The sequence below is a fragment of the Pseudomonas sp. HP_14 genome, assembly GCF_055283875.1.
On the sequence record NZ_JBTOQI010000046.1, the window covers coordinates 229,024 to 235,472 of the forward strand.

Below are 6,449 nucleotides of genomic sequence, written 5' to 3' on the forward strand. Positions count from 1 at the left end.
CGGCTCCAACAGCTTTTCAACTTAAAAAGGGTAGCTTCGGCTACCCTTTTTTGTTCGTGCCAGCGTTACACTAGCGAACTCGCGCCTTGCCGACCGGTCGAAGTCCGGTCGTTTGAAGGCGACTCAAATCAGCCTCAGGAGTAAAGCATGCGTAATCTGATCCTCAGCGCCGCACTGGTTGCCGCCAGTCTTTTCGGTGTTACGGCACAAGCTGCCGAACCAATCGAAGCCGGTAAACAGTACACCGAGCTGAGCAGCGCCGTTCCTGTTTCCGAGCCTGGCAAAATCGAAGTTGTGGAAATGTTCTGGTACGGCTGCCCGCACTGCTACGCTTTCGAGCCGACCATCAACCCGTGGGTTGAAAAGCTGCCAGCTGACGTTCATTTCGTCCGCATCCCTGCCATGTTCGGCGGCCCTTGGGACGCACACGGTCAACTGTTCATCACCCTGGATATTCTGGGCGTAGAGCACAAGGTTCACGCAGCAGTCTTTGATGCTATCCAGAAGGGTGGCAAGCGTCTGACCGACAAGAATGACATGGCTGATTTCGTCGCCACTCAAGGTGTCGACAAGACCAAGTTCCTCGAGACTTTCGACTCGTTCGCTGTGAAGGGCAAGATCGCCCAGTACAAGGAACTGGCCAAGAAGTATGAAATCACTGGCGTACCGACCATGATCGTCAACGGTAAATACCGTTTCGATCTGGGTTCTGCCGGTGGTCCAGAGCAAACCCTGCAAGTGGCTGATCAACTTATCGCCAAAGAGCGAGCGGCTGCAGCCAAGTAAGCAGCGCCTGCCATGCTGCGCAGGAAAGAGGTAAGAAGCGTTGGCCTGCATGATCCGCGGGTCAACGAACATCACCTGCAAGCAAGCGGTCTGCCGGCTGATGGTCGGCTTCGCTTGCTCAGCTTCAACATTCAGGTCGGCATCAGCACCGGCCGCTATGGCCATTACGTCACGCGCAGCTGGCAACATTTGCTGCCGCACGTGGGGCGAGCCGGTAACCTGCGCAAGATAGGTGACTTGCTGGGTGATTTCGATCTGGTTGCCTTGCAAGAGGCCGATGGCGGCAGCTTGCGCTCAGGCTACGTCAACCAGGTGGAACACCTTGCTCAGTTGGGCGCCTTCCCGTACTGGTATCAGCAACTCAATCGCAACCTTGGTCGTTTTGGTCAGCACAGCAATGGTGTGCTGAGCCGCCTGCGGCCGTGGGCTATCGAGGATCATCCGCTGCCGGGGCCCAGTGGGCGCGGCGCGATTCTGCTTCGTTTCGGCGAGGGTGAGGATGCGCTGGTCGTGGTGATGATGCACCTGGCCCTTGGCGCACGCACCAGGACGCGGCAACTGGCGTATATCCGCGAGTTGATCGGTGGTTATCGCCATCAGGTGCTGATGGGCGACATGAATACCCACGCCCTGGATCTGCTGGAAAACTCACCCCTGCGCGACCTGGGTTTGCTGGCGCCACAGGTCGAAGCCACCTTCCCAAGCTGGCGACCGCAACGCTGCCTTGATCATATCCTGCTCAGTCCTACACTCACCCTGGAGCGGGTTCAGGTATTGGCTCAGCCTATTTCCGATCACCTGCCTGTTGCAGTAGAGATCCGCCTGCCTGCTTCATTAAGTGGCGACTCGCTGCCTGCCCTCAGTCATCCCGGACCTCCTGCATGAGTGACGAAGCCGAACGCTGGCGAGAGAAATACCTCAAAGGCATCGAGCAACAAGACAAGCTTGAAAAACGCTGGAACGCCCGTCTCGACTTGCTGCGCCGGGGTCTGGTGCGCAGCAGTCTGGCGGCAGAAGGCTCGGACCGGGCGGTTGACCAATGCATGAAGGAAATGCGTGAAATCGTCCGTAAAGACGACATGGACGCAGGCCTTGCTGCACTGATTCCCAAGCTGGAAAAAGCCGTGCTGGACTCAGAGCAACGCCGCGAAGAGCGCGCTGCCCAGGTCAGCAGTGCATTGGTGTCGCTGGTGACGCAGTTGCAGTCTCTGCAATTGCCCAAGGACGTGCGCAAGCCACTGAAGCGTTTCGCCAAGGACCTTGAAGAGCGCGCCTCGCAGGCTCGGGAACTGCCTCTTCTGCTGGGCGAGCTCAGCGGTTTGCAGGGGCAGGCACTGACCGTGATAGAACGGCCAGAAGAGCCGCACCGGCCGGGATTATTGCAGCGCTTGTTTGGCGGGCATGAAACAGGTGATTCAGCCGCTAAAGAGGCTGAAGGGCCTGCGGCCGTTGATGAGCCTGGGACCGCCGTCAGAGCCGATCGCGCGCCCGACGCAGCCGAGGTGGATGATTGGGACGAGCCTTCCGATACTCAACAGCAAGCAGGCGCAACCGATAATCCGCCATTAGCCGCAGTGAAGGCTCCGCTGGAGGTATCGCCGCCTGCGCCTTCTGCTCCGCCACCGCAAGCCCCGCTGCCGGACGTGCAGACCCCGGCGGTCCAAACCCTCGCAGTTGCCGTTGCTGAGGTGGACGCTCGACCCGTTCCTGTTCCTGTTCAATCAGCGCCTGTCGAACCCAAGGCCGCTCCCGCGCCAGAAGCTCTACCGATTGAGGATCTGCTGACGCCGACCCCGGCGGTGCCTTATGAGTATGTTCCGGCGCCAGTGGCTGCTGTTACCGATGAAGAAGCGGTGCCTGGGGAGGCAGAAGGCGATGGAGAGGATTCCGCGTATGCATTGCCCAGTTCTCCCGAGCCCAGCTACAGCTCGGTAGCGGCTCATATCGAGGACACTCTGCTGGGGCTCCTCAACGATCTGACCTTGCCTGAGCATCATCGCCCACAGGCCGAGGCGATGCGTCAGCGTCTCGAACATGGTCTGAACTGGTACGAATTGCTGCCTATTCTCGACGATCTTGCAGTCTTGATGCTCGCTATTACCGACAGCGGCCAGCATGAGTTCGAGATTTATCTAAAGCAGTTGAATGAGAGACTGGAATCATTTCAGAGCAATCTCCAGGCAGCCAGCGAGGATTACGTTGATCAGCAGACAGCCTCGCGAGAGCTGAACAACGAGCTGCGTCTTCAGGTGGATGGATTGCAAAGCAGTGTTCAGGACGCTGCTGACTTGCCCAGCCTGAAAAAGATTCTCGAGAACCGGCTGGAAGGTCTGCTGGGGACTATGGATCAGCACCAGAAGACCCGTGATGAACGAGAACAGGATGTGGCGGCGCGTCTGCAAAGTCTGGCCAGCCGGGTCGCGACCATGGAACAGGAAGCGCTGGGTTTCAGGGCCAATCTGGAAGAGCAGCGGCAAAAGGCGTTGATTGATCCTTTGACTGGTTTACCCAACCGGGCAGCCTGGGAAGAGCGTCTCGGGCACGAACTGGCCGTCTGGCAAAAGAACAAAACCAGCCTGCTGGTCTGCATTCTGGATCTGGACCACTTCAAGCGCATTAACGACGGGTACGGGCATCTGGCCGGTGATAGGGTCCTCAAAATAGTTGCCAAGGTACTGAAGAAGCAGCTGCGTCCCACTGATTTCATCGCCCGCTTTGGTGGGGAGGAGTTTGTGATTCTGCTACCGGCCACTCAAGTGACGGCGGGTCTGGCTTTACTGGAACAGCTACGAGGCGCTGTTGAGCAGTGCCCGTTCCATTTTAAAAGCGAGCCAGTAACGATCACCGTTTCCAGCGGCGTGACCGCGCTACGTCCCGGAGAGCGAAGCGACGTGGCGCTCAAACGCGCAGATCAGGCCCTGTACCGCGCCAAGGAAAACGGCCGGAACCGGGTCGAGCAAGGTTGAGCGAGGACTTGATTGCAATGAACGATTCCACGACAGTGCGTTATGCTCCCTCCTTTACTGTCCATGTGTTCAGGTTTTCATGAAGCTGTTTTTATCTGCCCTGCTGCTCATTACGTTAACGGCCTGCACCAGCGGGCCGCGGCTCGATACCAGCCACCCTTCGGTGAATTACGACAATCGTATCCAGTTTGTTGTGGTGCACTACACCTCCGCGACGCTGGAGCGCTCCCTTGAGTTGCTGACCCATGGTGAGGTCAGTGCGCATTATCTGATTGGCGACATCCCGCCAACCGTTTACAAGCTGGTCGACGAGAACGCCCGCGCCTGGCATGCGGGTGAAAGCGAATGGGACGGGCGCACCTGGTTGAACTCTGCCTCGATTGGCATTGAAATCGTCAATCCGGGGTACCGCGACACGCCCACTGGCAGGCTGTGGTATCCCTACACCGAAGGTCAGATTCAGGCGCTGATCGTGCTGCTCAAGGACATCGTCAAACGCAACCACATCGACCCGCGCCATATCATCGGTCACAGTGACATTGCTCCAGCGCGCAAGCTTGATCCGGGGCCGCTGTTTCCCTGGAAGCGACTGGCGCAAGAAGGCCTGGGTGTGTGGCCGGATCAGCGACTGGTTGCGGAACAGCAGGCGTTGATGCTGGACACCGTGCCAGACATTGTCTGGTTCCAGCAGCAACTCGCCAAGGTGGGTTACTCGACGCCACAAACCGGCGAGCTGGATGTTGCGACGCGGGACGTATTAGCGGCGTTCCAGATGCATTATCGGCCGGCGCGCTTTGACGGGCAGCCAGACGTTCAGAGCGCCGCGATTCTCAAGGTGCTTAACCGTCAGCGTTAATCCCACTAAATTGTTGCCGTAGCCCTGATCAAACGGGCTATTTCCGCGCTTGTTGCTATACCTACAGGGATCCCTGCGGATAACAACCTGATGCGCGACACGGCAACACCCTTTCGTTTGACCTTCTATCGTCCTTGGCTGATGGCTTTGCTCGCCGCCTTGATAAGTGCGGCTGTGCTGTTGGCGGGCAGCTTTGCCCTGGCTGTGCATCAGGCGCGACAGAACGAAAGCGAGCAGATGAATGCTCAGGGTGGGCGTTTTCTGGTGCGTATGGAGCAGCTGTTTGGTCAGTTGCGTACCGGGCTCGATCAGTTGGAGGCCCAGCCTCTGCGTCGTTGCAGTCCGGAGATGGTGGAGCGCCTGCGTCAGGTCACCTCCAGTTACCGGTTCATTTATGAAGCCGCTTTCGTTGGCGATATCAGGGGGTGTTCCAGTGGCGCGCGCGATATCGCTCTCGCTCAGTCCCGGGAGCCTGACATTCGCGGCCCCACCTACGATTACTGGCTCAATACCGCGGCCCAGCCGGACGACAATCTTGCATCGCTGGTGCTGGGGCTGGGCGGCTTCAGAGTTTCAACCTCTCGGGGGCATTTGACCGACGTGGTGGATTTGCCCAGCGGTGGTAGCTTGCTGGTCGTTCTCAACCATGGTGCCAAGGCCGTCACGGTGCTGGGGCCGGATCAGTCCTGGCCGCCCAGTATCCCTTGGTCTGCGACCGGCACTGAGAAGCTGATGATCACCGACACCCGGTTGATCTATCGCATGCCAACTGAAAGCCCTGAATATCAGCTTGTGATGATTGCTCCGCGCGCCGGCCTCCAGGAGAAGGTAACCGGAGCCTGGTGGTTATTGGTTCCGGCCAGTTTGCTGGTTGCCTTGTGCATTGGGGGGTTGGTGCTGCAACTGGTACGTCAGCAGCAGTCATTAGGGGGGGAGCTGAATGGCGCGTTGCGGCGCGACGAACTTAAAGTGCTCTATCAGCCCATTTTTGATCTGGGTACGCGACTCTGTGTGGGCGCCGAGGCACTGGTGCGCTGGCGCCGGCCTGACGGTACGCTGACCAGTCCGGATCTGTTCATCCCCTTGGCAGAAAATACCGGCCAGATCCGGCAGATCACTGATTTCGTTCTGCAGCAGTCGCTTGAGCAATTAGGCCCGCTGTTGCGTGCCAATCCGCAGCTGTACATCTCGGTTAACCTCGCTGCCTGCGACGTGATGGCGCCTCGCATCGGGCGAGTGACGGCCAAGCTGTTGGCGATGCATAAAGTCTCCGCCCGGCAGATTGCCTTTGAGGTGACCGAGCGTGGACTGATCGACGTTGTTATCGCGCGAAACCACCTGCAGGCCTTGCGCGACAAGGGGCACCCAGTGCTGATCGATGATTTCGGCACAGGCTATTGCAGCCTGGCTTACTTGCAGACCTTGCCGGTGGATTGTTTGAAGATCGACAAGGCGTTCATCGACGCCCTTGGTCACGACGCTGCCAGCAGTGGTGTGGCCCCCCACATCATTCGCATGGCCCATGCCCTTCAATTGCGGGTAATTGCGGAAGGTATCGAGTTCGAGTCTCAGGCTCGGCTACTGATGAGCGAAGGTGTGAAGTACGGGCAAGGCTGGTTATTCGCCAGGCCGCTAAGTGCTCAGAAATTCAGCGAGCTGGTCACTGGCGGACGTCGCAGTCAGGGGCGTCGGGCTGAGGATGTGGCGTAACGGTAAAGTGTATTTCCTGTAGGAGCGGGGGGGGGGGGGGGGGGGGGGGGGGGTGGGGGGTGGTTGGGGGGGGGCGGTGGGGGGAGGGGGGGGGGGGGGGGGCAGGAGCGGGGGGGCGCGGGCGGGGGGGG

The 6,449-nt window shown here is 59.1% G+C and carries 5 protein-coding genes; all 5 read left to right on the forward strand.

All coding sequences use genetic code 11. The features are described from left to right. Positions 1-147: 147 nt before the first annotated feature. The 5 genes from ACYASS_RS26520 to ACYASS_RS26540 all read left to right on the forward strand — a co-directional run bounded on the left by ACYASS_RS26520 (position 148) and on the right by ACYASS_RS26540 (position 6,318). Positions 148-786 (forward strand): thiol:disulfide interchange protein DsbA/DsbL, encoded by a 639-nt coding sequence (locus ACYASS_RS26520; protein ID WP_122667275.1) that lies wholly within the window; start codon positions 148-150, stop codon positions 784-786. Positions 787-798: 12 nt separating this feature from the next. After that, positions 799-1,671, forward strand: a complete 873-nt coding sequence (locus ACYASS_RS26525; protein ID WP_243244589.1) for an endonuclease/exonuclease/phosphatase family protein — start codon at positions 799-801, stop codon at positions 1,669-1,671. Beyond that, positions 1,668-3,752, forward strand: coding sequence for a diguanylate cyclase (locus ACYASS_RS26530; RefSeq protein WP_463588281.1), 2,085 nt, complete (start codon positions 1,668-1,670; stop codon positions 3,750-3,752). Before ACYASS_RS26525 ends, ACYASS_RS26530 begins: the two co-directional genes overlap by 4 nt. Positions 3,753-3,831: 79 nt before the next feature. After that, complete coding sequence (locus tag ACYASS_RS26535) at positions 3,832-4,608, forward strand: N-acetylmuramoyl-L-alanine amidase (protein WP_463588282.1); 777 nt, start codon at positions 3,832-3,834, stop codon at positions 4,606-4,608. Positions 4,609-4,698: 90 nt separating this feature from the next. Beyond that, positions 4,699-6,318 carry an EAL domain-containing protein gene (locus ACYASS_RS26540; RefSeq protein WP_463588283.1) on the forward strand — a complete coding sequence of 540 codons (1,620 nt, stop codon included), beginning with the start codon at positions 4,699-4,701 and terminating at the stop codon, positions 6,316-6,318. The last annotated feature ends 131 nt before the right edge of the window (positions 6,319-6,449 follow it).

Coding starts and splice junctions, on each gene's coding strand:
- ACYASS_RS26520 (WP_122667275.1), top strand. CDS start 148: ATGCGTAATCTGATCCTCAGCGCCGCACTGGTTGCCGCCAGTCTTTTC.
- ACYASS_RS26525 (WP_243244589.1), top strand. CDS start 799: ATGCTGCGCAGGAAAGAGGTAAGAAGCGTTGGCCTGCATGATCCGCGG.
- ACYASS_RS26530 (WP_463588281.1), top strand. CDS start 1,668: ATGAGTGACGAAGCCGAACGCTGGCGAGAGAAATACCTCAAAGGCATC.
- ACYASS_RS26535 (WP_463588282.1), top strand. CDS start 3,832: ATGAAGCTGTTTTTATCTGCCCTGCTGCTCATTACGTTAACGGCCTGC.
- ACYASS_RS26540 (WP_463588283.1), top strand. CDS start 4,699: ATGCGCGACACGGCAACACCCTTTCGTTTGACCTTCTATCGTCCTTGG.